Source organism: uncultured Mailhella sp. (genome assembly GCF_905187505.1).
Classification (GTDB): Bacteria; Desulfobacterota; Desulfovibrionia; order Desulfovibrionales; family Desulfovibrionaceae; genus Mailhella.
Map to the genome: position 1 here is coordinate 1 of NZ_CAJJIC010000023.1, position 26137 is coordinate 26137.

Genomic DNA, 26137 nt, shown 5'->3' on the forward strand with positions numbered 1-26137 from the left:
GTGCTGGACGGCCCCCTCGTCGCGCGTCCCGCCGGCCGGTGAGAGAAGGGCCGGCAGAAGCTTCCGCGCGTTCAGCGCGGCCCAGAAGGCTATGTCGTCGTCCGGGTCGTTCAGGAATCGCAGAAGACTCACGAGCCCCGCGATGACCGGCTGTTCGGCCAGCAGAAGGCTGCCCTGCGTGACCACGGGAATGCGCCGCGCCATGAGCCAGGACGCGGCTTTTGCGGCCTGATCGTTGTTGCGTGCAAGAATGCAGATGTCGCCCCAGGCCCGGTTCCTGCCGAGCTCTTCCACCATGTCGGGCAGGCGGGAGGAAAGCTCTTCCTCCTCCCGTCCCTTTTCGAGTTCGCGCAGCGTCACGAGTCCGCCGGGCGCGCAGTGCTCCGCACTCTGGGAGGCACGGTCGAAGGCCTCGGAGAGCAGCGAGGCCTGCTGTTCCAGAAGCTCGCCGTCTCCTTCGGCAAGGGGAGAGAGCAGTTCCCTTGCGAAATCCCTGCTGCCGAGCGGAGAAAAGAGGGCGTTGTTCCACGCCACGATGCGCTGACGGCTTCTCCAGTTGAAGGGCAGCGTTTCCAGCGTGGGATGATCCACCAGCGAAAGCAGCGGAGAGCCGGGCCGCACGAGCTGATCGAAGAGTGCGGCGTCGCCTCCCCGCCAGCCGTAGATGGCCTGCTTCACGTCGCCCACGATGGTGAGCGAGCCGCCCTTGGAAAGCGCCTCTTCGGCCAGAGGCTGGAGCGCGAGCCACTGATCCCGGCTCGTGTCCTGAAATTCGTCGATGAGCATATGGGTGATGCGCGCACCGAGACGGCAGAACAGTTCGTTCACGCCCTCGCTGTCGTCCGCGGCGCGAATGGCGAGTCTGGGCACCTGAGAGGCGGCGATGATGCCGTTTCTGCGTTCGTATTCCTCCACCCTTGCATACACGGCCTGCGCAAGCTCGGCAAAGGGCATGAGACGGCGCGCGCCGAGAAGAACTCTTATTTCCCGCATGTCGCTCTGCAGGCTTTCATAGAGCGCGTGCAGCGAAAGACTGGCGCTGCCTTTCGAGGCCTTGAGCAGACAGTCGTCGAAGCTTTCCTTTTGAAACATGGCCGAGGAGAGCGGTAGTTTTGCGGCTCTTCCTCCGCAGTCTATGCAGGCGGCGAGGGCGTTGAGAAAATGCTTGCTCGCCTTGAGCTCCTCCTGTTCCATGCGGGCGCGCATTTCTCTCGCGTCGTTCTCTATGCCGCGCAGGATGAAAGCAAAATGGTCTTCCGCCTCTTCCGGCGAGGCGAGATCGCGTATGCTCCAGCCGTCCCCGGAGAGCATGAGGGAGACCATGGCGGTCACGCGTTCGCGTATGCGTTCCCCGGCAAGAAATCCGCGCGTCTTTTCCGAGCGCAGCATCTGTCGGCAGGCGCGGCGGAACAGGGCCCCGAGAAGTTCGTCGTCGCGGGCCTGCTCGGCCATGTCGTCGAAGATGGGACCGGTGACGTCGCTGTCGGCAAAGCGCGGCTCGAAGTCGGGCGAAAGATCGAAGTCCAGCGCGGAGAGACGCACCATGAGGTGCAGAAGGCTGTCGATGGTGCGTATGTTCAGCGAACTGTAGCTGCGTATGAGCATGTCCACGGCGTCGCGCGCTCTGGCCGGCTTCCAGAACGGCTCCTTCAAGGCGGAGGCGTTCCGGGCCAGGGCCAGAGCCTTCAGACGGGAGAGCAGACGCTCGCGCATTTCCGTGGCGGCCTTGTTGGTGAAGGTGATGGCAAGAATTTCCTGCCAGCCGTAGGCATCCTCCCCGGCCACGGCGCAGCCGGAAGGCGGACGGCTCCATGACGCACCGGAAGAGCCCGCGAGCAGGGAAAGAAAGCTGCTCGTCAGCGTATAGGTCTTGCCGGAACCTGCGGAGGCCTTGATCTGTCGGAATTCGCTCATAGGGGACGTGCTTCGGAAAAGGTCGTTTTTTGTCATCATCGGTCATTCCGCGCGTCTTCGCAAGACGGAAAATCGTTCCGTCCGGACACAAAAAGGCCGCGGACAAAACTGTCCGCGGCCTTTGCGCGTTGTCGGATTCCGAAGCGGAGGCCCGCGTTACGCGAGTCTCTGGCCCGTGGTGGCGATGACCGAACGCCAGTAGTTGGACTTGATGTCTATCTGACGGCGGCGGCGCGTGACGAGCTGCAGCGGCAGATGCACGAAGCGGTCGAGCAGGCGGGCGACGACCATGTTGGTCTTGCCGGCCATGGCCGCGTGCACGGCGTTGCGTCCGAGAAGGCCGCAGTAGACGCGGTCGTTGGTGTTGGCGGGTACGGAACGCACGATGTAGCTCGGATCGATGTATTTGACCGTGACGTTCATGTCCTTGGTGGAGAAATAGTTCTTGATGGCCTTCTGCAGGAAGACGCCGATGTCGCCGAGCACGCGGTTGCCGGAAGCGTCGGTCTTGCCGCTCGCGGTGAGCAGGTCCTGTCCTGCGCCTTCGGCGGCTACGATGACGGCGTGAGAGCGGTTTCTCAGGCGCTCTTCCAGAGCGGGCAGAAGACCGCCTTCGCCTTCGAGCTTGAAGGGAACCTCGGGCACGAGCACGAAGTTCACGATGTTGAGCGAGAGCGTGGCCTGGGCGGCGATGAAGCCGGATTCACGGCCCATGAGCTTGACGAGGCCCACGCCGTAGGGCGCACCGATGGCCTCGGTGTGGGCGCAGCGCAGCGACGAGGTGGCCACGTCCACGGCGGTGTCGAAGCCGAAGGACTTGGGCACGAAGTTGATGTCGTTGTCGATGGTCTTGGGAATGCCGATGACGGAGGTGTGCAGCTGGCGGCGGAAGATTTCTTCCTGAATGGCCGAGGCCGCCTTCATGGTGCCGTCGCCGCCGATGATGTAGAGCATGTTGACGTTCATGCGCTCAAGCGCGTCCACGATTTCTTCGGGACTCTGAGGTCCGCGGGAGGAACCGAGTATGGTGCCGCCGAAGGTGTGGATTTCCGACACGTTGCGGGGCGTGAGCTCCATGATTTCGTGATGATACTTGGGAATGAAGCCTTCCAGACCGTAGCGTATGCCGAGAATGGAGCGCACGCCGTAGCCGTAGTAGGATTCAAGCACCACGGCGCGGATGACGTCGTTGAGTCCGGGGCAGAGACCGCCGCAGGTGACGATGGCCGCCTTGGTCTTGCCGGGATCGTAGTACACGTGTTCGCGCGGACCGGCCTGCTCTATATAGATGGGCGTGTCTTCCAGACCCTTGACGTCTTCCCCGCCGTGTTCGGCGTCAAGGTAGAAGGGAACGGGAGTGTCGTCGACGTAGGGACCGATGGCCGGGTTGTCTATCTTGGCCTTGCCCACCGTCATGATATGCGTATCTATTTCGTGAGTCATTTGCAGCCTCCAGAATCATAGAGCGAAGAGGATACTTTTTTTGATTTCTCTTGTCACGCAAAAGTTTGGGAGCCGGGCTGATAAGAGAAGAGCCTCCGGCAGGACGGCCGGAGGCTCTTCTTCACGAGTTGTCTTTTACGGAAAGGCGGCCGCTACGCGTTGCCGTCTCCGAGAGAGTTCACCATGGTGTCGCGGTTGATCTGGCTGCGGCGTTCGCTTGCCTTGCGCAGCTGCTGACCTATGCGGTCGTTGCACAGATCGATGGCGGCATACATGTCGTCGTTCTTTTCGCCGGCGGCAAAGTTGAGGTTCTGACCGGTGAGCGTAAGATCGGCCCTGGGACGGCCGTTCTCCATGGAAAGGGTAACCAGAAGCTTCGCTTCCTCATCGCCGACCATGCGCTCTATCTTCTGGAAACGCTTGAGGGCGTAGTTCTTCAGGGCATCGGAAGGGGTAAGATTGCGGAAAACGACTTCAATCTGCATAAGCAATTCCTTCCCCGGTCGGGCCGGGAGCGGGCAAACCCCGCGTTCATGGGACGCAAAGACCTCGAACCGTACGGTCTTCTGCTCTTAAAAAGACGCTAGCATAGAACATCATGAAGGTCCAGCATTCCTCTGTTATGAAAACAGGAACTTTGCCGGAACGTCAGCTCTTTTTTTTCGCAAGAAACTTGCTTTCCTCGCCGCGCATGAGGCGTCCTATATTGGCACGATGGGCCCAGAGTATCATGATGAGAAGAACGACGGCCAGAGGCTCGAGGTCGAAGCGGCCGAACAGCGCGTAGAAGACCACGAGGGAGGCGGCCATGACCATGGAGCCGAGAGACACGTAGCGTGTGACGGCGATGACGGCCACGCAGCAGAGCACGGCACACAGAAGAGGCCAGAAGGCCAGGGGAATGAGCGCGCCTATGGTGGTGGCCACGCCCTTGCCGCCTCGGAATCCCAGGAAGGGAGACTTGATGTGTCCGGTTACCGCGGCGAGGGCCACGATGCTCTGCATGAAGGGCGAGGGCAGTACGTTCACGGCCAGCAGCACGGGCAGAAGGCCCTTCATGATGTCGCAGAAAAGCGTCATGATGCCCCAGGGCAGGCCGCACAGTCGGGCCACGTTGGTGGAGCCTATGTTTCCGCTTCCGGCCTTGCGGGGGTCGATGCCCTTGAAGGTTTTGGCGATGACCAGCCCGAAGGGAATGGCTCCGAGAAAGAAGGCCAGGGCGATGCAGAGAACGAGGGTGAGATAGGTCATGGGAGCGTGTCCGGGTTGAGGTTCTGGCGGAAAGCGTGGAAAAATGCCCGGCGCGACAGCTTCGCGCCGGGCATGATGCGGTGACTCAGTCGGCGGCGGACGGCGAGCCTTCCGGAGCGGGGGCTTCGGCGGGCGCGGGCGTCTGTGTCGCGTCCGTCGTTTCGGGCGCGCCTTCTTCGGGTGCGGAAGCAGCCTCGGGAGCAGGAGCCTGTTCGGCCGGAGCATCTTCGGCCGCAGCCGGTTCCTGCGCGTCCCGGACAGGGGTTTCGCCGGGCGTGAAGGTCACCACCACATAGTTTTTGTGCACCATCCAGGAGGTGAGGACGACCTGTGCCCCGGCGGGCTTGTCCGTCCAGGCTTCCCAGTCGGCGGCGGGCATGGCCATGACCGTCATGGGATGGGCCTTGAGCCAGGCGTCCCTGTCGGCCGTCGTGGCGAGATCGGGCACGGCGAGGCGTCCCGTGGGCTGGGGCAGCAGTTCGTTGAGGTGCCAGGCGTAGGCGCCGGGATAGACGTTGAAGGCGGCCGGAGCATAGCCTTCCTTTACCTTGGCGGCCATGGCCTGCGCCTGAGCGCGCGGGCTCAGAAGCTTGTCCATGGAAGGCGCGACGAAGGCCTCGTAGGGCAGCATCATGAGGATCATGCCGAAGGCCGTGACGAGAAGAGCGCCGCCGGGCAGTCCGAGACGGGTGAAGAAGAGCAGCGCCACGGCCAGAAGGATGAGCACGCCGCCCATGTACATGGTGCCTTCAAGTCCGGCCAGCCAGGGGTCGGCCACGGCCGGGACGGCAGGCAGGTAGTCGCCCACATAGGGACGCACGACGGGAAACACCTCGACAAGCACGAGGGCAAGACCCGCAACAGCAAGGACGGCGGAAGCAAGGCTGAAGAAAACGCGGCTGCGGCCGGGGGTGAGACGCATGAGGGAACGGCCGGTCAGAACGGCGAGGGGCGCAAGAAGCGGCAGGGCGTACACGGCCATCTTGGCCTGAACGGCGGAGAGCATGGCCACGCCGGTGACGAGCCATATCCACAGCCAGCTCGAGCCGCCCTTTTCCCTGCGGCTTTTCCAGACTGCGGGAATGCCGCGCAGCACGGCCAGCCAGTTGACGAAAAGCACCACCAGAATCCACGGAAGCCATATGACGGGCAGGGCGACGAGGTAGTACCACCAGACCTGTCCGTGATTGCCGCCCTCGAGCACGCGTCCTGCAAGCTGCTGCATCACCATGTTGCGCAGGTATTCCTGATGCCCGCCGAGATAGAGCGCGGCGGCCCAGGCCAGAATCATGAGCAGCATGAGGGTGAAGCCCGGAAGGCCGTCGCGGCTGTTCAGACGACCGGGAGTGCCGCGCCAGAACAGGAAGACGACGCTCGTGACCACGGCGAAGGCGATGCCGAGGGGGCTTTTTATGAGCGTGGCCGCACCCATGAGCAGAAAGCCCGCGGCAAGCCAGAACGGGGCGAACGACTTTATCCATCCCCGGTACAGGCAGGTCATGCCGAGGGCGACCACGGCGGCGAAGAGCAGGTCCATGCGGGGATAGCATGCCGCGCCGCTGATGAAGGCGCAGCCGAGAGCCACCAGACCGGCGGCAAAGGCCTCGCGGCGATCGTGACCGGTGCCCCGGGCCAGCAGCCAGATGGATCCGATGAACAGAAGATGGGAGACGGCCACTGCGAGGAACATCACCATGGGCATGGTGACGCCGGGAATCATGGTCAGCGCTTCCATGAACCAGAAATAGAGCGGCGGCTTGTCGGGGTAGGGCAGACCGTTCATGGTGAGCATGAGCCAGTCGCCGCTGCCGAGGTTCATGAAGGCGTCGGCAAGCCGGACTTCGTCGGAGAACCACAGGTCGCGCACCTGCCACACTTCAAGGAAAGTCATGGCTGCGGCGAGAATGAGCAGCACGGGAAGTCCGGCGTAGGAGAGTGCGTTGAAGAGCTTTTCCGCGGGGCCGGAAGGCGGAGGCGTGGGCGCGGCCTTTTTCGGCATGGCGATGGCTTCCGCTTCTTTTTTCTCCTTGTCCGCCGGGGCGGTGCCGAGCGTGAGCGGCGTGTCTGCGGCATCTGCGGCCGGGCCCTCTTCCTTGTCTTCCGCCTGCTCCTGCGCAGGGGCGGCGGGACTGGCGGAATCCTCTTCGGAGCGCGTCGTTTCGGCGTTCTCTTGGGGCTGCGTTTCCGGGCCGTCCTGAGGAGCCTTGTCGTCGGAGGGCGGAGTCTTTTCGTCGGAAACGGGCGTGACGCCTTCATCCGCAGGCTGCGTCGTTTCCGTCCGTTCGTCGGCGACGCTCTGTTCTGCGGAAAGTTTTTCCTTGTCCTGATCCTTACGTTCTATGTTTTCGTCCATGGCGGGCTCCCGCTGGGGGTTCAAGAAAAAAGTCCGGCAAGACCGGCAGTGTGGCGAGTATCCCAAAATATCCGTGACGGCGCAAGCCCCGGGCCGCATTCCGGACGATTTTTCATGCCGGCTTTCAACGGCAGGGGAATCTCAGCGAAGCCGCACCGCGCGCCATCCGTGCGGCGGAAGCGTCATGCGGTCTTCGTGCGCGGGGAGGCCGGAAAGAAGGTCGATTCTTTCCGCGGCGCTCTTCCAGGAGGGAAAGTCCGGCATAAACGTCGTCTTCTGGCGCGAAAGGTTGCCGAAAAATGCCAGCAGGTCTCCGTCGGGCAGCGAGCATACCGTGACGAGCACGCTTTTTCCGGCGCAGGAAGGCACGTCGACGAGCGTTCCTGCGGCAATGCCGGAGACGTCTCTTGCGGTGAGCATGGCGCAAAGGCGGGCTTCCATGTCGCTGCCGGGCAGTCGGGCGTAGACGGACCTGCCGGAGGGAAGGCCCTGCGGACTTGCGGGCATGGGGTCGAGCTGCCAGAGCGGCGGCGTGGCCGGCCAGTCGTTTCCTTCCGGCAGAGAGCCGTCGAGGTCCGTGCCGGAAAACATGAAGAGTCCGGGCAGAAACGCCCGCACGGCAAGGCCGAGTTCGTGCGTCTCCCGCATGGCGAGTGCCGTTTCGGCGTCGGGACTTTCGCCGGGGGCAAGGCCGCAGGCCATGGCCGCAAGCGTGGCGGCATTGAGCCTCGGTCCCTCGCCCGGCGAGTTCTTGCGGACAAGAATCCGGGTCCATCCTTCCGGCACGAGCGAAAGCAGCGGCGTGAAGTCCGGCCGGGGCAGCCCGTCGGGGGACTGTCTCCACAGGCGTTTCTGATCAAGGTTGCTCGACATGGCGCGGCGCAGACTTTCCTGCACGGGGGCGGCGTTTTCCGTGAGAAGGGATTCTTCGAGAGCAGGAGAAAGCACGCTGTCGAAGAAGAAGTCCGCGCCGCAGTCCATGAGCGCTGCAAGACGTTCCTGCGGGACGATGTCCCGCACCAGCAATGCCGAACCGTAGCGGTGCGCGTTGCGCGAAAGATCGCGAAGGGCGGAGAGCCCCGGCTCGAGCGTCGGCCGGACGGAGCCCCGCAGGGCGTCGGAGGCGTCCAGCCCCAGCCAGGCTCCCGCACGTATGCCCACGAGCGCCTGATGCCTGAGTCCGGCCTGAAGGATGAGACTCGCTTCCATGACACGCCTTGCCGCACCGGAAGGATCGTCCCAGTGAAGCACCGGCCTGTCGGGACGGCCGTGCCAGCGCCAGGCCCAGCGTCGCTTTACGCCGTCCACGCCGGAGACGGGACCTGTGACGGCCCAGCCGCCGGGAAGAAGGTCGGCCGGACCGTCATCCTGAGCCAGCGCCCCGGGCAGCGTCCCCCGTGTAGTCAGAGAGGCAAGGGCGTCATTGCCGAGCGGAACGGATTCCTTTTCTTTTAAAGAAGGTAGAAGCGTCCAGAGCTTCGGAGGAATTTCGGTCATGGCGTACAGGCCGGGATAGTCCCGCACGGCCCGCAACGACAGAAGAAAATCGGGCCCCCTGCCGGTGAAGGAGGGCAGAAGCTCGCCGCCTGCCATGAGACCGGCACGGGCAAGAGCTTCCGTCCACGCCCCGTAGTCTTCATCCTTTCCGGCAAGACGCCCGAAGGCGAGACTCGTGTCGTCCCTGCCGAGACCTGCGGCGGGGGAGCGGCCGGCCCATTCGTCCCCGGTGTCGGCCGTGCCGGTGAGCACGACCCCGGACACGCCGATCCTTGCCAGTCGTTCCGTAATCCCTTTTTCGGCCAGAACCGCCATGAACGGACGTGTTCCCGACCATGCGGAAAGCGTCGGAGAGACACAGAACCATGCGCCTTTCCGATCGGCAGGCAGAGGAGAGCGGGAGGAGTGCTTCCAGCTCAGCATGGAGCCGCTGACGATGCCCGTGAGCTCTGGAGCCTGCCGCAGAAAGGCCTGCTCCTCAAGCCATTGCACATAGACCGGACCGGGTCTTCCCTGCAAGGGCGCCCGGTCCGGCTGCGCCGTGCCGGACGCACAGGAGAAAAGAAACGCGGAACAGAGCAGCACGAAAAAGAGGCGGCAGAAGAGAAATTTCATGGCAGTCGCGGGAATGCTGAAAAAATTATCAGGAATTATTCTTAATAATGCTTGCCTTTCGCCGGAGGAAAGGATACAAGCAGCCGCAGGAGCAGGGAATCCCGCGGGATTTTTCCGGGCCTGCCGGAAAAGGCGATTTTCGAGGTCTGCGGCGAGCCCTGCCGGATCGTGAACAACAAGCTCGAAAGGAGTATTAGCATGGAAGAACAGGTTCTCAAAGCCATGAAGGAAGCGGGCAAGCCCGTTCGTCCCGGCGACATAGCCAAGGTGCTCGGCGTGGACTCCAAGGAAGTGTCCAAGGCCTGCGCGGAACTCAAGAAGGCCGGCAAGATCTACTCTCCCAAGCGCTGCTATTACGAACCCGTGGCGGAGTAGCTCCCTTTTTTTCGATGATTCAGAACCGGCCCCGTGCCGGTTTTTTCATGCCCGAACGCGGTCGAGCGAGGGCGTCAGGGGAATTGCGGCCGTGCCAGCTGGGAGATTCCGCAAGGAAGGTGCCTGTCCGATCGTTGTTCCGGCCCTGTATTTTTTCGTCATGATGGAAAAAGTTTCTTCTTTTTCTTCGCTGCGGTGAAGTAAAAGCGGGAACAGAAGTTGCTGTTGTCCGCAGGCGCAGAAAGGTTCGTCTCTTGTCCAGTTGACTTAACAGGCAAAATCCTTTTAGAGAAAAATTTTGGTGCGGCGTGTCATTGATTTTTTGCGCCGCTTTCCGATCTGCGAGCCTGAAAAGGAGCCTCAACATGATAAGAAAATGGACTGCGTGCGCGGCCGCCTTCGCTCTGGGCGGCCTGCTTTCGTTTTTCAGCCCCGCCTGCGCGGCCGATGCCGGAAAGGATCCGGTGCAGCTTTCCTTCCTCGGGGGGTATCTTGAAAAGCATCCCACGACGACGGAAGTATTCGAACCTTTCATGGAGGCGGCGGAAAAGCAGTTCGGCGGCAGACTGAAGTTCAGATATTTCACCACCAATTCGCTGTACTCCGAAACGGAAGCCTATTCGGCCGTGTCCGACGGCCGCGCGGACATAGGGCAGATTCGTCCTGCGCTCTTTCCCAAGGAAATGAAGCTGCTCGGCGTGGTGGCCCTGCCCGGAATGTGTCCCAATTCGCTGGTGGGCAGCCTTGTGGCGGAGGATCTCATTCAGAAGTTCCCCGAGGTTCGTGCCGAACTTCCCCGCAATACGGTTCACTTTACGGCCTGGGCGTCCGACGCGTACCAGATTCACTCCGTCACCCCCATCCGTACCCGTGAGGATCTCAAGGGCAAGAGAATCGCCGCATGGGACAGCCTTACCATGGAGATTCTCAGGGACCTCGGAGCGCATGCCATACGCATGAGCTCCACCGACACCTTCATCGCCCTTTCCCACGGCATGGTGGACGGTGTGCTTTGCCCCATGGCTCCTCTGCGCTCCTACAAGCTTACCGACGACGCGAAGTATCATCTCATTCTCGGCATCGGCGTGAACACTTTTGTGGAGGAGATCAACAAGAAGAGCTGGGATTCCCTGCCTGCCGACATGAAGAAATGGATTTCGGCGCAGGGAGGCATGAAGATGGCCGAAGCCATAGGCAGGTCTCTGATCAACGGAGCCATTGCGGACGCGGAATGGATGAAGTCGCAGGGACATGAGTTCATCGTGCTGAGCGACGAGGAACGCGGCGCCTTCCTTGAACCTCTGGAAGTCTTTGCCGATAACTGGAAAAAGGAAGTGGGCAAGAGCGCTTCCCCCGCGCTTGCGGACAAGATCTACAAGTATGCCCGCGAACGCAGCGCCTACTATACCAAGGAATTTCATGCCGGAAAGTACGGCGAGTTCAAAATATGAGCCGGAAGGCTGCAGGCGGAGCACGGTGAAGAAGGCCGGGCTCCGGCAGACGTCATGAAGAAAGGCGGCACGCAGGTGTCGCCTTTCTTTTTGCCCTTTGCGTCGGCACAGAGCGGAGAGACGGCGGCATTCCGCACCGAGGCAAGAGGGCCGGGATGCGGGGCAAGATCCCGCCGGACATTCGGATGCCTGCTTGTCGTGCCGTGTGGAAGCCGGGACGCCTGAAAATCCCGTCGAGGAAGGGGCGGACGCGGGAGGAAAAAAGCGGACATGGCGGAATTATTGCTATTTTTTGAACAAATGCCGTCAAGGGGACATGAACCCGCAGCAAATGCGTTCCCGGCGCATGGATGGGGCACAAGGATGAAACGCGGAAACAAAAAGGCTTCATAAAAAAAAGATAAATAAAAAAATAAATAATTATCGATAGATAATTAATATGGCAAAAATTTCACCATTGACTTAAGAGTAATATTTAATTTATCAAAACTCTAATGAATGAAAGCTGTCCGGCTTACCTCCGCGCGCTTTTTCGTTCGGATGTGAAAAGATGGGCAAAAAATGAGGAGTTTCAGCATGTTGAAGAAGTTTGGTCTGCTGGCTGCGGCTCTCGCACTGGGTGGAGCAATGGTGTTTTCCGGTACGGCGGAAGCTGCCAAGGGTTTCAAGCATCTGTCTTTCATGGGCAGCTATCTTGAAAAGCATCCCACCGTGGTGAACTACTGGGAACCTTATTTCAAGGCGACGGAAGAAAAATTCGGCGGCAAGCTGTCGTTCGACTATTTCGCCACCAACTCCCTGTATCCCGAATCCGAAGCTCCTCAGGCCATCACCGACGGCCGCGTGGACTTCGGCGTGCTGCGTCCTTCCGTGTATCCCGGCAACTACAACCTCATGAACGTGGTGGCCATTCCCGGTCTGTGCCCCAACGCCATCGTGGGATCTCTGGTTCTTGAGGACCTTATCCGCAAGTTCCCCGAAGTGCAGGCCGAACTGCCGGAAAACAGCGTTCACTTCACTTCCTGGGCCTCTGCCGCCTATCAGCTGCACACCCTGAAGCCCATCAAGACCATGGAAGAACTCAAGGGCTCCAAGATCATCGTGTGGGACGCCGTTGCCCTTGAACTCGTCAAGGCCCTCGGTGCCAACCCCATCCGCATGAGCTCTCCCGACACCTATCTCGCCCTGTCCAAGGGCATGGGCGACGGCGTCATCTGCCCGCTCGCTCCCCTCAAGTCCTACAAGATCACCGAAGCCACCAAGTACCATCTGATGCTCAACATCATGGTGCAGGCCTTCACCATGGAAGCCAACAAGGATCTCTGGGACTCCATGCCCGACGACATGAAGGCCTATCTCAATGAAACCGGCGGCATGAACATGGCCCTCGGCGTCGGCAAGTCCCTTGAAGACGGCGCCAAGGAAGACACCGCCTGGATGGAAAAGCAGGGCCACACCTTCTTCTATCTCACCGACGCCGAACGTGCTCCCTTCCTCGCTCCTCTCGGCGGATTCGTGGACGACTGGAAGGCTTCCTGCAAGGGCGCCAAGCCCGAAGTCATCGAGGCCGTGTACAAGTATGCTCAGGAACGCGCCAAGTTCTACACTGAAGAAATGAGAGCCGGCAAGTACGGCGATTACAAGATGTAATGAATCGGAAGGGGAGGGGGCCATGGGCCTCCTCCTGTCCGTATATACGCCGTTAAAATACTGTTTCAGGCTTATTCCTTCTGTGTGCGGATCGCCCGGGGTGCGGTCCGCGAAAAGCCGAGGTTCCCATGGCAGAACAAGTTTCTCTTTCTCCCGCTTTTCAGAGCGCATATGACTTTCTCGAAAAATGCACGACCAAGGTCAGCTGGCTGAGCTATGTGGCCATGGCCATACTGCCCGTGCTCATCACCGTGGACGTGTGCTGCCGAATGTTCGGATTCAGCGTGCCCGGTTCTCTGGAACTGCAGGAAAATCTTCTGGCTCTTACGACGTTTTCCTTCATGGCCATCCTGCAGCTGCATGACCGTCACATGATGATCGACTTCATCTATGATCGCATGTCCACGGGCCTGAAGCGCTGGTGCGACATGACCGTCGCCTCCCTGGTGCTGGGCATCATGGTGCTGCTCACCACCGAGAGCTACGATGCATTCCTGAGCAAGTTCGGCACCCAGTCCATGGAGCTGTACGTTCCTCTGGAATTCTATTACTGGATGCCTGTCGTGGGTCTCGGCATCACCTCCATCGTCGCTCTGTTCCAGTTCCTGCGCGAATCCGTGAAGTGCCTTTCCGGCAGACACTACATTCCCTTCGTGCTCGGCATCGCCTTTGCCTTCGCTCTGGCCTATCTGCCTTTCTGGTATCGTGAAAGCCCCTACGAAATTTCCAACATCATTCTCGGTCTCATAGCCTTCGGCCTGCTGTTCCTGTTCCTGTTCATCCGCATGCCCATCGCCTGGGCCATGAGCATCATCGGCGCCATGGGCATGGTGGCCGTGTCCCGCAACGTCGTGGCGGCCCTTGCCGCCGTGGGCACCACCCCCTACGCCGCCTCCGCCAACTACAACCTCGTGGCCCTGCCGCTCTTCGTGCTCATGGGCTGCATGATCCTTTACTCCGGCATTTCCGTCGACCTGTTCAACTCCGCCAACAAGTGGATAGGCCACATGCCCGGCGGCATGGGCATGGCCGGCGTCGCCGGCTGCACCGGCTTTGCCGCCGTGTGCGGCGACTCGCTTTCCACCGCCGTGACCATGGGCTCCGTTTCTCTGCCGGAAATGATGCGCCTCAAGTATTCTCCCTCCCTCGCCACGGGCGCACTTGCCGCAGGCGGTACGCTGGGCATCCTCATCCCTCCGAGTTCAGGCTTCATCATCTACGGCATCGTCACGGAAGTTTCCATCGGCCGACTGTTCATGGCCGGCCTCATTCCCGGCATCATGCTGGCCCTCATGTTCATGGCCTACATCTACTACATGGCCGTGCGTCATCCTGAACTTGCTCCCCGCGGTCCCAAGTACACGCTGGCCGAGAAGATTCAGTCCTCCATGGGCCTCGTGCCGATCCTCGCCCTGTTCGTCCTGGTGCTCGGCAGCATCGTGGCAGGCGTCTGCTCCCCCAACGAAGGCGGCGGCATCGGCGCCATGGGCGCCTTCCTCTACGCCCTCGTTCGCCGCAAGGTGACCAAGCAGAACCTTCTGGCCTCCCTGCATGAAACCGGTGAACTCACCGCCCGCATCATGGGCATCATGGTCGGCGTGGCCATTCTCGGCTACTTCTTCGCCGCCACCCGCCTGCCCTTCCTGCTGGCCGACTTCATCGTGTCCCTGCCCTTCAACCGCTACTGGGTGTTCGCCATCATCGTGGTCATCTACGTCATCCTCGGCTGCATGATGAACGTCATTCCCATGCTCATGCTCACCCTGCCTTCCATCTTCCCCACCGTCGTGGCTCTGGGCTTTGACCCCGTGTGGTTCGGTGTGGTATCCGTCATGATCATGGAAATGGGCCAGATCACGCCTCCCGTGGGCGTTGTGGTGTTCGCTCTTGCCGGCGTGGCCAAAGGCATTCCCATCGAGACCATCTTCAAGGGCATCATCCCCTTCGTGGGTCTGATGATCCTTGCGGTCATTCTCATCACGTTCTTCCCGGACATCGCGCTCTGGCTGCCCTACACGCTCATGGGTCCCGAAGTCCTGTAAACATTTCTCCTGGCTCCCCGGGGCTCTGCCCCGGGAACTTTCCCTCAACTCTCATGAAGGAGTTTTATCATGGGTCATCCTACAGTTTATCCTACCGGCGTTACGCTCTACAATCCTGAAAAGGCGTATAACGGCTATACGATCATGCCCGTCAAGGGGCAGGGCGCCATGCTCATCGACATGAACGGCCAGGAAATCAAGCTCTGGAAGGGCGTGCACGGCTTCCCGAACAAGATCTTCCCCGGCGGTTATCTGCTCGGCAGCCGCGGCATCCGCAACCCCAAGTACGGCCTTCAGGATCAGGTCGACCTCATCCAGGTGGACTGGGACGGCAATGTCGTATGGGAATTCAACCAGGCAGAATTCATTGAGGATCCGGGTGAAAAGCCTCAGTGGATGGCCCGTCAGCATCATGACTTCCAGCGCGAAGGCAGCACCACCGGCTACTACGCTCCCGGTCATGAACCCCAGTCCCTGTCCGGCAACACCCTCGTGCTCTGCCACCGTGATGCTCACTGCGAATACATCTCCGACAAGCCCCTGCTTGACGACGTCGTGTACGAAGTGAACTGGGACGGCGAAATCATCTGGGAATGGCAGGCTTCCGATCACGTCGAGGAAATGGGCTTCTCCGAAGCCGCCCGCAACGCCATGGCCCGCAACCCCAACTACCGCGGCGGTTCCCTCATCGACAGCGCTCCCGGTCTCGGCGACTGGATGCACATCAACTCCATGTCCACCCTCGGACCCAACAAGTGGTATGATGCCGGCGATGAACGCTTCCATCCCGACAACATCATCATGGACGGTCGCGAAACCAACATCATCTTCATCATCAGCAAGGAAACCGGCAAGATCGTCTGGAAGGTCGGCCCCGACTACAGCATCGGCCATCCCGAACACTCCCTCGGCTGGATCATCGGTCAGCATCATGCGCACATGATTCCTGACGGACTTCCCGGCGCGGGCAACATCCTCGTGTTCGACAACGGCGGCTGGGCCGGTTACGACAATCCCAACCCCGGCGCGCCCATCGGCGTCAAGGCCGCTCAGCGCGACTACACCCGTATCCTGGAATTCGATCCCATCACCCTCAAGATCGTGTGGCAGTACACGCCTCATGAAGCCGGCTTCGTGGTTCCGCTGGATGCCAGCCGCTTCTACAGCCCCTTTATCAGCTCCGCTCAGCGTCTGCCCAACGGCAACACCCTCATCACCGAAGGTTCCGACGGCCGCCTCATCGAAGTGACCGCCGACCATGAGATCGTGTGGGAATTCATCAACCCCTACCATGACGGCCGCAACATGAACATGGTGTATCGCGCCTACCGTGTGCCCTACGAATGGGTGCCTCAGGCCGAGCACACTCCTGAAGTTGCCATCGCCCGCGCCGACTGCGCCACCTTCCGTATGCCCGGCGCCGCTGCTTTCGGCAGCCGCACCAGCGAAGTGGAAGTGGAAGGCACTCTCGGCTACGTGGCCAATGCCGGTGACTGCATTGCCGCTACCGACTAAGTGACGACGCGGGATCATCCCGTTCATGAATGAAGACGCGCCCGGCTTTCCGGGCGCGTCTTCTGCGTTAATAAGTGTTTTGGGAAAAAGAGGGGGGCATGTTTCACCTGGTCCGCATGGAGCGGGAGGCCTCTGCCGACCTCGGGGGCGAGTCCGGGAAATGTCGGGAAGGAAAAGGCGCTCCGGCGGTGGCGGGGCATGAAAAAAGGCCCGGAGCGGAGAGGTTCCGGGCCTTGCGGAGCTGAAAAAGCGTATGGCGTCAGATCTGCGTGACGATGGGCACCACGATGGGGTCGCGGCCCAGCACGTCGCGGAAGAATCGACGCAGGCTGGAGCGTATGCGGTCGGAGAGCTTCGTGATGTCGTTGGGATTGGTGGACTCAAGCTGGTCGAGAACAAGGCATTTGGCGTCTTCGAGCAGATGACTGTACTGCTGTTCGAACACGAAGCCGCGCGAGATCATTTCCGGACCGTGCAGCACTTCACCGGTTTCCTCGGCGATGACGAGCACCACGGCGACGAGTCCTTCGCCGCCCAGTATGCGGCGTTCCTTGAGCACCATGCGGCCCACGTCGCCCACGCCCTTGCCGTCCACCATGACGGATTCCACGGAAACGGGCTCTTCCATGCGTATGGAATCGGCAAGGAAGGTGACGGGCTGACCGTCCTCGATGATCTTGATGTGATCATGGGCCACGCCGCATTCCTCGGCAAGCCGGGCGTGAAGGGCCAGGTGACGATATTCGCCGTGCACGGGAATGAAGTATTCCGGCTGCACGGCCCTGATGATCTCCGTAAGCTCGGCGCGGCAGGCGTGTCCCGTGGCGTGCACGGTCCTGTCGGGATTGTGATACACTTCGGCGCCGAGCCGGTAGATCTGATTGAGCACCTTGGAAATGGCGCGGGCGTTGCCGGGAATGACGCGGGAGGACATGATGACCGTGTCCCCTTCGTGCAGGGAAAGCTGTCGGTGTTCGCCGCGCGCTATGCGGGCGAGGGCGGAAAGGGCTTCGCCCTGCGTGCCCGTGGCGAGCACCACGGTACGGCCGGGATCGAGTTCGGGAAATCCCGCGGCTTCGCTGTAAAGATTGTCGGGCTGCTCCAGAAGACCGAGTTCCACGGCTTTTTCGATGTTGGTGGAAAGACTGCGTCCGCTCACGAGCACGGAGCGGTCGTATTTTCTGGCCAGCTCCAGCACGGTGCGTATGCGGCGGATGTGACTGGAAAAGAGCGCGATGATGATGCGGCCCGTGACTTCGGAGAAGATGGCGTCGAGGTCGTCGTGCACCTGCCGTTCAGGCAGGGAATGGCCGGGGTTTTCCACGTTGGTGGAGTCGGCCAGAAGAAGGCGTATGCCCTGCTGTTCGCCTTCGGCGGCGAAGCGGGAAAAATCGGCGATGGGATCGCAACCCTCCTCGCTGTCGAGAGGGGCGGAGTCGAGCTTGATGTCGCCTGTGTGGAGTATTTTGCCTATGGGCGTTTCCACGGCCAGGGCGTAGCACTGGGGAATGGAGTGGCAGACGGGAATGAAGTGGAAGGTAAGGTTGCCCAGGGTGACCGAGCTGCGGGCGGGCATGGCCACAAGTTCCACCCTGTCGAGCAGACCGTGTTCCTCAAGCTTGTGCTCCACAAGAGCGATGGTGAAGGGAGAACCGTATATGCGTATGCCGCGCAGGCTCTTGTACTGAAGCAGCAGCCAGGGCAGCGCTCCTATGTGATCTTCATGGCCGTGGGTGAGCACGATGCCCAGCACCTTTTCACCTTCGGCGAAAACGGATTCCAGCCTGGGAATGACGACGTCGACGCCGAGCAGGGCGTCGTCGGGGAACATCAGGCCGCAGTCTATCAGCACAACCCCCTGATCGGTTTGCCATTTCTGGCAGTTCATGCCGATTTCGCCGAGTCCTCCCAGCGGGGTTATGGTCAGATAAGGTTCAGACATATTCGGAAGGTTCCTTTAGTTCTTTTGAGTACGCGGCATCGTACCGCATACCGCTTTTCTGCACAAGCTCTTGTGCCGGAGCGGCGGATATGTATAATGCGTCAAACACAATTCCGGAGCTTGCCGTGACTTTTTTCACTGTTTTTGCCATCGCTCTCGCCCTGGCCATGGATGCCTTTGCCGTATCGGTCTCCGCCGCAGCGTCGCTGCCGTCCGTCACATGGCGGCACTATTTTCGTTTTTCCTTTCATTTCGGTCTGTTTCAGTTTCTTATGCCGGTCGTGGGCTGGGCACTGGGACTTTCCGTCCGCAGCTACATCGAGGCCTGGGATCACTGGATAGCCTTTGCGCTGCTTTCTCTTGTGGGGCTCAATATGCTTCGTGAGGCGTTCTTCGGGGAAGAGGAGGAGACGCATGGCTCCGGCGATCCCTCCCGCGGGGTGCAGCTCGTCATGCTGGCCGTGGCCACCAGCATAGACGCCATGGCCGTGGGGCTCTCCTTCGCCATGATAGGCGTGTCCGTGTGGGGTCCGGCCGTGATCATCGGCCTTGTGTGCGCCGCCGTCACCGCGGCGGGCGTGAAGCTCGGGCGCATCATCGGCGGTTCCGACATCCTCGGCAACAAGGTTTCCGTTCTCGGAGCACTGGTACTCATCGGCATAGGCGTAAAAATTCTGTATGAACACGGGGTGTTGTAGATTCATGCGCGGAGGCCTGTCGGGGGCATCTCTTGACCGGGAATAAAATCGGATACATATAAAGAAAAACACTTGCGGAGGCCCCCATGATTTCCCCTGTTCGCACAGAACTGATGGTGACGGACAACGTGCCTTTCGGCCAGCCTGTGGCCGGTCCTTCAGGCATATACCGTTTCTACGCGCTCACGCTGGAACGCCCGGCATGGAAAAGCTGGCATCCCGGCCAGTTCATCATGTTGCGACCAGTGCAGGACGGCGACGGGACGACCTGGGCTCGCCCGCTTTCCATCTGCCGCGTGACTTCGCAGAGCCTTGTGCTGTTTTTCCGTGTCGTCGGTCCCGGAACCGATCGTCTGTCCCGCCTGAAAAGCGGGGACAAGGTCATCGTGTGGGGGCCCCTCGGCACCAGCTTTGAAATGCGTCCCGATACCCCGACGCTCCTGCTCGCCCGCGGCGTGGGCATGGCGCCCTTTGCCGGATATGCCGATCTGCATCCGGCCCCGGCCAGTCTGTTCATGCTGTTCGGGCACGGCCTGCCGAGCAACAACTATCCTACCGACGCCATGGCCGCGCGCATGGAGCTGGAAAACATGCGTGACCGCACGCCCGAGGAACTCGAGCACTTTCACAGCGTCGTTCGTGAAAAAATGCTGGAATACAAGGAGCACGGCGGTCTGTGCCTGGCATGCGGCCCCATGCCCTTTCTTAAGCGCGTGTGGGAAAGGGCCATCGAGCTTGATCTGCCCACGCAGCTTTCGCTGGAAGAGCGCATGGCCTGCGGCACGGGGGCGTGTCTCGGCTGCACCACCGTCACCTCGAAGCACTGGGCCGATCCCGTGAGAGCCGGACTGCCCGTGCAGACCTGCACAAGCGGCCCCGTGTTCTGGGCTTCGGACATAGACCTGCACGCCGTGTCGGCGGAAGAAAGGAGTCTGTGATGGATTTTCGCGTATCTCTTGTCGACGGACTTCTGGAACTGAAGAATCCCGTGCTCAGCGCTTCCGGCACGTTCGGCAGCGGACTCGAGTATCGTCCCTACGGGGACATAGAGCAGCTTGGCGGCATCATCACCAACGGTCTTACGTTGCGTCCGTGCGCGGGCGCGCCCATGCCCCGCATTGCGGAAACGCCGGGCGGCATGCTGAGCGCCGTGGGTACGCAGAACGACGGTGCCGAACATTTCGTCAATGTGGTGCTTCCCGAGCTTCCGTGGCAGGAAGTGCCCATCATTCCCAACATCAACGCCTCCAACGTGGACGAGTTTTCCGAACTGGCCGCGCTGCTTGCCGCAGAGAGGGGCGTCGCCGCCATGGAAGTGAACCTTTCCTGCCGCAACGACCATCGCGGAGGACAGCGTTTCTGTCAGAATCCCGTGACGGCCGCGCGCGCCGTGAACGCCGTGAAGCGGGCGGCGGGCAGCAAGCCCGTCATCGCCAAGCTCTCCCCGCAGATCATGGACATCGTGGAGGTGGCCAAGGCCGTGGAGGCCGCCGGTGCCGACATCATTTCCTGCATGGGCACCATCGAGGGCATGGCCGTGGACATCATTTCCCGCAGACCCATGCTCGGAAGCGTCATCGGCGGACTTTCCGGGCCCGCCGTCAAGCCGCTGGCCCTGCGCTGCGTATGGGAGATCTCCCGTGTGGTGCAGGTGCCCGTCATCGGCGTGGGCGGCGTGCGCTCGGCACGCGACGTGCTGGAATTCATGCTGGCGGGCGCTCATGCCGTGGCCGTGGGAACGGCCAACTTCAGCGATCCCGGCACCATTTTCCGCATCATCCGCGAACTTCCCGCGCTTTGCGAAGAGCTCGGCATAGAGGATCTGGCTTCGTTCCGCGGCGCTCTGAAGATGTAGTTCTCTTCCGTAGAGAGCAGCGGCACACGGGGGCGACGGGCGTCGTTTTCCGCTGTTTTTCTCCGGGCGGACGCCGGGCAGGGATGCCGAAGGCGCACGTGTCGGTACGACATAAAAAAGTCGGGCATGGCCCCCTGTTTTTATTCCGTTCTGTTTTTGCCCAGCAGACAGGTCACTTCGTAGGGAATGGTGCCCCACCATTCGGCAAGTTCCTGTGCGCTGACGCCGTTTCCCGGTCCGCCGAGCACATAGGCCGTGTCTCCGGGGACGGGAGGGGTGGGAAGGTCCGTAAGGTCCACGCAGGTCATCTGCATGGCCACCCTGCCTATGACGGGCACGCGCGTGCCGTTTATGCACATGCAGGTGCCATGCGCGGGGTTGCGGCGGTAGCCGTCGGCATAGCCTATGGCCACCCAGCCGACGAGCCGCTCCGAGTCGGCCTTGTAGGTGCGTCCGTAGCCCACGCTTTCGCCCTTGTGGAGAGGGTGAACGCTGATGAGGGGCGCGGAAACTTCCATGACGGGAAGAAGAGGACCGCACAGGCCTTCGTGTCCGGTTCCGTAAAGAGGATCATAGCCGTACAGGGCCAGCCCGGGACGGCAGATGTCGTCATCGTGCGTCACGCCTTCCAGAAGACCGGCCGTATTGCCGAGAGAGCAGCGCATGGCGGGAAAGTTCCTGTGCAGAATGTCGGCCGCACGATAGAAGATGTCGCACTGACGAGAGGTGTACGCGCTCTCTGCGGGATCGTCGGCCACGGCGAGGTGCGATACCTGCACGATGGGGGACAGCTCGGGAGACACGGCGAGAAAGTCTGCGACCTTTTCAATGTCTTCCAGCGCAAAGCCGAGGCGTCCCATGCCGGTGTCCACCTTGACGGCGATGGTGAGGGGCGCTGCGGCGTTTTGCCTGCGCATGGCGTCCCGCGAGGCGACAAGGCCTTCGACGTTGTGGATGAGCGGGGTCAGGCGCTTTTCGACGGCAAGGCGTATGTCGTCGTCGCCGGGAGCGCGGCAGAGCAGGGAGACGACGTTGCCGGAAAAGCCCGCGTCGCGTATCGCTGCGGCCTCCTCAAGCGTGCCGGCCGCAGCCCAGGCGATGCCGCACTCTTCCAGTATTTTGGCGGCGCGGGTCACGCCGTGTCCGTAGGCGTCCGCCTTGATGACGGGCATGAGCTCGTGTCCCTTCTGCATGAGGGTGACGAGGTTGTGGCGGAAATGTTCCCAGTTGATGCGGACATGGCATGAAGGCTCTATCATGATGGATATCCTTTCCGGCGGAGACGGTCGGCGTTAAGGCCCGTGCGGGGGCTTTTTTTCGGTCAAGTTGTATGCTATGGAAAATCAGCTTCGTGCTGAAAAGCCGGCCGGTACGTCCGGCGGTTGTCTTTTTTCGCGTTCCGTTTCTGCCTCTACCGCCTCTTTCCCTGTCTTGCAACCCGGAATATGCCGTGTTTTTTCCTTTCGCTTCCTTATCTTCGTTGTGTCGTACGATTGTGACCGTGTTCGCGGTGCTGACGTGCCTTTTCTCTACCTCGCAGGCTGCGCAGAGCCTGGGCGGGCAGAAGTCTCTGACCACCCGCGGAGAAGTTCCCTGGACGCTCAATGCCGACAATCTCGTCAGTCTTGACGACGGCGTCATCGTCGAGGCCACCGGCAACGTTCTGCTCCAGCGCGGCGAAGACTACATGAAGGCCGATTTCGCCAGATACTACACCACGACCAACTGGATTTTCGTCAAAGGAAAGGTGGAGGCGCGCATGGGGCGCGACATGCTGAACGCCTCGGAAGCGGAATTCGACCTTACCTCCCGCACGGGCTGGCTCAAGGACGGCTCCATATTCATTGCCGGGCCTCACATGTACGTGACGGGGCAGAAGGTGGACAAGCTCTTCGGCGACCGCTACCGCTTCCGGGACGCCCGGGTCACGGCCTGCGACGGCGACGTTCCGGCATGGTCTCTTGACGCCGATCAGGCCGACATCGAAATAGACGGCTACGCCAAGCTCAAGCATACCACGCTCAACATCCTGGACGTGCCTCTCATGGACGCGCCCTATCTGGTCCTTCCGGCCAAGACCACGAGGCAGTCCGGTCTGCTCATGCCCGACTTCGGCTACAGCAGTCTGAACGGCACCTTTTTTTCCCAGCCTTATTTCCAGGTCATAGACGAAAGCCGTGACCTTACCTTCTACGGCACCTACATGAGCAAGGCGGGGTTCATGCCCGGCATTGAATACCGCGCGCATACCCGTGATCAGGACAAGACCTGGCTGGCCTTCGACGCCTTGTACGACAAGCACACCTTTCGGCGGGATTCCGGCGACCCCGTCAACGACACCGACGGCAAGGTGAACACCAACGAGGAACGGTTCTGGCTGCGCGGCATGGGCGACGGCTTCGTCGGTGATTCCGGCTGGCGCTACCGCTACAACCTCGACTATACTTCGGATCAGAACTTCCTGAGGCAGTTCCGCGACATGCGCACGGGCTTCAACCGTTCCCGCGACTCTCTTTACGACATGTTCGGACGCGACCTGCAGGAAGTGGACAAGAGCCGCGTGAGCGAAGGCTTCCTGTACCGCGACTGGGACCGCTTCATGGTGTCCGTCGGCTTCCGCTACGAGCAGGATCCTTCCTTCGGGCACGGCAACCAGCCGCACAGTCAGGACACCACGGTGCAGCGCATCCCCGTGAACGCCTATCTCTTCAAGGGCGCTCTTCTGGAAGATCTGCCTCTGGAACTGCAGGGCGAGGTGTCGAGCACCTATGAGTACCGCGCCCGCGGCGTGCGCGGCCTGCGCACGGAAATCCATCCCGAGCTGACGCTGCCCGTGAATCTGCCCGGCGCTTCCCTGCTTGTGTCCGGCGGCGTGCGGCAGACCTACTACAACAGCAATCATGTGCCCTTCAACGACGATCTGCGCTGGACGCGCGGCGGCGGCACCAAGGACCGCTTCATTCCCGACATGAGCGCGGAGACCTTCACGCAGTTTTCCCGCATATGGGAGATGCCTGAGAACCACCTGGAAGCCGTGGCGGAAAATGTGGGAAAGACCGGCTGGACCGGCGTGCGTCACAGAGTGCAGCCCCGTCTGACCTATGAATGGACGCCCGACAGGGATCAGTCCGACAATCCCATTTTTGAGGAGACGGATCGCCTCAAGCCTTCGCAGAGAGTGCGTCTTTCCGTGACCAACATCGTGACGGCCAGGCGGGAAACCGTTTCCGGCGCAAAGGGCAGCTACAGAACTTCCGAGAGCTACTTCGACCCCGTGCGCTGGGAAATCGCCACGGGCTACGACATCGACGAAGCCAACCGCAACGACTTCCGCGATCTGTACGAGCGCAAGCCGGTCATGGACACGTACTCCTATCTGGAACTTCGGCCGGTCGACTGGTTCAGCGTGTGGAATCGTCTTTACGTGTCCATGTACGGCGACGGCATCACCCGCAGCGACACCGGCACCACGCTTTCCAACGCTCGCTGGGGATCCTGGAGTCTGTCCTACAGTACCAGAAACAAGTACTACAACTACCTTGACGAGATGAAGCGGGACAATCTGAGCGACATCCGCTTCACCAGAGCTCAGCGTCTTCTGACCAACACCTTCACCTTCCGTCCCACGAGCAGCATATCGCTGTACTATCGCACGCAGGACAACATCGAGACCGGCAAGAACTATGAGAGACGATTCGTCATCGGCTATTATCATCAGTGCTTCCATATTCTGGGATCCATCCAGAGCAAGGCGAGGGACAATTCCTACCGGCTCATCCTCGAACTGCCCGGTCTGAGCTTCTGAGGCCCCCCATGGTGGTTCAGCTCTCCTGCGGAGCCATTCTGGGAGTGGACGCCTTTCGTGTCGATCTTGAGGTGGATTACGGCAGGCAGGGCATGCCTTCGTTCGTCATGGTCGGGCTGGCCGAGGGGGCTGTGCGGGAATCCCGTGAGCGTGTGCTCAAGGCGCTTCAGAATTCTTCCTTCCGCATTCCTCCGGGGCGCATCACGGTGAATCTGGCCCCGGCCGACCGCCGCAAGGAGGGCTCGGCCTATGACCTGCCTCTTGCGCTCGGCCTTCTGGGAGCGTCCGGGATCCTTCCCGCGGATGCTCTGAAAGGCTGGTTCTTTGCCGCCGAGCTTTCTCTCGACGGACGTCTCAAGCCCGTGCCCGGCGTTTTGGCCGTGGCCATGCTGGCGCGCTCGGAAGGCGCGCGCGGCATGCTGGTGGCCCCGGACAACGCTCAGGAAGCCGCCATGGCCGAAGGGCTCGACGTGTTCGCCCCGCGCACGCTCTCGGAGGCTGCGGCCTTTCTTGCCGGTCGGACGGAACTTCTTCCCGTGACGGCGCGCGTTCCCGAACGGGACGCGGAGGACTTTCTGGACCTTGCGGACGTGAAGGGGCAGGAAAAGGCCAAGCGCGCCATGGAAGTGGCTGCGGCCGGTGCGCACAATCTGCTGTTCATCGGCCCTCCGGGCAGCGGAAAGACCATGCTCGCAAGACGAATGCCGGGCATTCTTCCTCCGCTTGACCTGGAAGAGGCACTGGAAGTGACCAAGATTTACAGCGTGGCGCGTATGCTGGAAGGGCGGGGACTTGTGACGAGTCGTCCGTTTCGCACGCCTCATCACAGCGATTCAAGCGTGTCCATCATCGGCGGCGGCGTGCCTCCGCACAACCATAAATTTTACTATTGTTTTTTATTTTTAACAACCCATAGATTGAAAGTATTTTCTTTTTCTTTCAATCATTTCGTCAATTCTTTCAATATATTGGTCTACATTCTTTACAGTATCTATTCTTTTGCCCTCTTTTCTATCCGGTGACAAAAGCTTAGTAACCGCTCCTGCTCCAACAGCCCATACATCCTGAAAGTCACCCATCATAAGAATATTGTAAAGGCCTTCACAACCTTCAATAGAATATCCTACATTTTCCTGATTACCTGCCATATTCTTCTGTCTATATAGATAATAAGGTTTCATATTCATCTCTTCTGAATACTTTTCTGTAACTTTCATAAGTTCAGAACTATTTTCCATATGGATGTCAGAATATTTATCTTTCATAATATTTAGACGTGCTGCTCTCTTTAATGCAAGAGAATGTACGGTTATTCCTTCCGGACTAAGTTTCTTTGCCTCTTCCATAGAATATCTTACCATTTTTTCATCTTCTTGTGGAAGTCCAAGAATAAAGTCCATATTTATATTATTAAAGCCACACTGTCTTGCAAGCTTAAACGCTTCCTTAACCTGTTCTACAGTATGTTGTCTTCCAATAATATCTAAAGTTTCCTGATTCATCGTCTGGGGATTAATTGAAATTCTTGAAACATTATGTTTCTTTAATGTTTTAAGCTTTTCTTCAGTAATACTGTCAGGTCGTCCCGCTTCAACAGTAAACTCTCTTACTGTGCTAAAATCAAAATTCTCCTTAAGACTTGTAATCAACCTATCCATCTGATCAGGTTCCAATGTTGTAGGAGTTCCTCCTCCAATATATACCGTGTTAAGTTCACGACCTTTTAATTGC

19 protein-coding genes are annotated in these 26137 nt (G+C 60.3%); 10 read left to right on the forward strand and 9 right to left on the reverse strand.

Features of this window, described 5'->3' with window-relative positions; translation table 11 throughout:
* From QZZ60_RS03955 to QZZ60_RS03980, 6 genes are all read right to left on the reverse strand, one after another.
* On the reverse strand, positions 1–1914 hold a 1914-nt coding region (locus QZZ60_RS03955; protein WP_295638105.1), incomplete at its 3' end, for an exodeoxyribonuclease V subunit beta.
* A gap of 156 nt (positions 1915–2070) precedes the next feature.
* Positions 2071–3357: an ATP-dependent 6-phosphofructokinase gene (locus tag QZZ60_RS03960; RefSeq protein ID WP_295638108.1), complete on the reverse strand. Its 1287-nt coding sequence runs from the start codon at positions 3355–3357 to the stop codon at positions 2071–2073.
* A 152-nt stretch (positions 3358–3509) separates the two neighbouring features.
* Complete coding sequence (gene raiA, locus QZZ60_RS03965) at positions 3510–3842, reverse strand: ribosome-associated translation inhibitor RaiA (RefSeq protein WP_295638111.1); 333 nt, start codon at positions 3840–3842, stop codon at positions 3510–3512.
* A 163-nt stretch (positions 3843–4005) separates the two neighbouring features.
* Positions 4006–4608 carry a glycerol-3-phosphate 1-O-acyltransferase PlsY gene (gene plsY / locus QZZ60_RS03970; RefSeq protein WP_295638114.1) on the reverse strand — a complete coding sequence of 201 codons (603 nt, stop codon included), beginning with the start codon at positions 4606–4608 and terminating at the stop codon, positions 4006–4008.
* A gap of 85 nt (positions 4609–4693) precedes the next feature.
* Positions 4694–6961, reverse strand: coding sequence for a glycosyltransferase family 39 protein (locus tag QZZ60_RS03975; RefSeq protein ID WP_295638117.1), 2268 nt, complete (start codon positions 6959–6961; stop codon positions 4694–4696).
* Positions 6962–7102: 141 nt separating this feature from the next.
* Positions 7103–9073 carry a hypothetical protein gene (locus QZZ60_RS03980; RefSeq protein WP_295638120.1) on the reverse strand — a complete coding sequence of 657 codons (1971 nt, stop codon included), beginning with the start codon at positions 9071–9073 and terminating at the stop codon, positions 7103–7105.
* Positions 9074–9271: 198 nt separating this feature from the next.
* Here QZZ60_RS03980 and QZZ60_RS03985 point away from each other — a divergent pair, with 198 nt between their 5' ends.
* From QZZ60_RS03985 to QZZ60_RS04005, 5 genes are all read left to right on the forward strand, one after another.
* On the forward strand, positions 9272–9448 hold the full coding sequence (locus QZZ60_RS03985; protein WP_294487013.1) for a transcriptional regulator: 177 nt from the start codon (positions 9272–9274) through the stop codon (positions 9446–9448).
* A gap of 365 nt (positions 9449–9813) precedes the next feature.
* Complete coding sequence (locus tag QZZ60_RS03990) at positions 9814–10899, forward strand: TRAP transporter substrate-binding protein (protein ID WP_295638125.1); 1086 nt, start codon at positions 9814–9816, stop codon at positions 10897–10899.
* Between the two features lie 576 nt (positions 10900–11475).
* Entirely contained in the window at positions 11476–12549 is a 1074-nt protein-coding gene (gene dctP, locus QZZ60_RS03995; protein WP_295638128.1) for a TRAP transporter substrate-binding protein DctP, read from the forward strand.
* 128 nt (positions 12550–12677) lie between these two features.
* Entirely contained in the window at positions 12678–14591 is a 1914-nt protein-coding gene (locus QZZ60_RS04000) for a TRAP transporter large permease subunit (protein WP_295638131.1), read from the forward strand.
* A gap of 69 nt (positions 14592–14660) precedes the next feature.
* A complete protein-coding gene (locus QZZ60_RS04005; protein ID WP_295638134.1) occupies positions 14661–16106 on the forward strand; it encodes an aryl-sulfate sulfotransferase in 1446 nt (481 codons plus the stop codon).
* Between the two features lie 259 nt (positions 16107–16365).
* Here the strand turns inward: QZZ60_RS04005 and QZZ60_RS04010 are convergent, their stop codons facing one another.
* Entirely contained in the window at positions 16366–18048 is a 1683-nt protein-coding gene (locus QZZ60_RS04010) for a ribonuclease J (protein ID WP_295638137.1), read from the reverse strand.
* 89 nt (positions 18049–18137) lie between these two features.
* Here QZZ60_RS04010 and QZZ60_RS04015 point away from each other — a divergent pair, with 89 nt between their 5' ends.
* The 3 genes from QZZ60_RS04015 to QZZ60_RS04025 all read left to right on the forward strand — a co-directional run bounded on the left by QZZ60_RS04015 (position 18138) and on the right by QZZ60_RS04025 (position 20601).
* The gene (locus tag QZZ60_RS04015; protein ID WP_295638138.1) at positions 18138–18746 is read left to right on the forward strand and encodes a manganese efflux pump MntP family protein; all 609 of its coding nucleotides are present in this window, start codon (positions 18138–18140) and stop codon (positions 18744–18746) included.
* Positions 18747–18832: 86 nt separating this feature from the next.
* Positions 18833–19684: a dihydroorotate dehydrogenase electron transfer subunit gene (locus tag QZZ60_RS04020; protein ID WP_295638141.1), complete on the forward strand. Its 852-nt coding sequence runs from the start codon at positions 18833–18835 to the stop codon at positions 19682–19684.
* On the forward strand, positions 19684–20601 hold the full coding sequence (locus QZZ60_RS04025; protein ID WP_295638144.1) for a dihydroorotate dehydrogenase: 918 nt from the start codon (positions 19684–19686) through the stop codon (positions 20599–20601). The genes QZZ60_RS04020 and QZZ60_RS04025 overlap by 1 nt, the downstream gene beginning before the upstream one ends.
* 140 nt (positions 20602–20741) lie before the next feature.
* Here QZZ60_RS04025 and alr read toward each other — a convergent pair whose 3' ends face one another.
* Positions 20742–21860 (reverse strand): alanine racemase, encoded by a 1119-nt coding sequence (gene alr / locus QZZ60_RS04030; protein ID WP_295638147.1) that lies wholly within the window; start codon positions 21858–21860, stop codon positions 20742–20744.
* A gap of 242 nt (positions 21861–22102) precedes the next feature.
* Here alr and QZZ60_RS04035 point away from each other — a divergent pair, with 242 nt between their 5' ends.
* Together QZZ60_RS04035 and QZZ60_RS04040 are read left to right on the forward strand one after the other, a co-directional pair.
* Positions 22103–24406 (forward strand): LPS assembly protein LptD, encoded by a 2304-nt coding sequence (locus QZZ60_RS04035; RefSeq protein ID WP_295638151.1) that lies wholly within the window; start codon positions 22103–22105, stop codon positions 24404–24406.
* Between the two features lie 8 nt (positions 24407–24414).
* Positions 24415–25428: an ATP-binding protein gene (locus QZZ60_RS04040; protein ID WP_295638154.1), complete on the forward strand. Its 1014-nt coding sequence runs from the start codon at positions 24415–24417 to the stop codon at positions 25426–25428.
* Here the strand turns inward: QZZ60_RS04040 and hemZ are convergent.
* On the reverse strand, positions 25309–26137 hold an 829-nt coding region (gene hemZ / locus QZZ60_RS04045; RefSeq protein WP_295638157.1), incomplete at its 5' end, for a coproporphyrinogen dehydrogenase HemZ. The two genes, QZZ60_RS04040 and hemZ, sit on opposite strands and share 120 nt — an antisense overlap.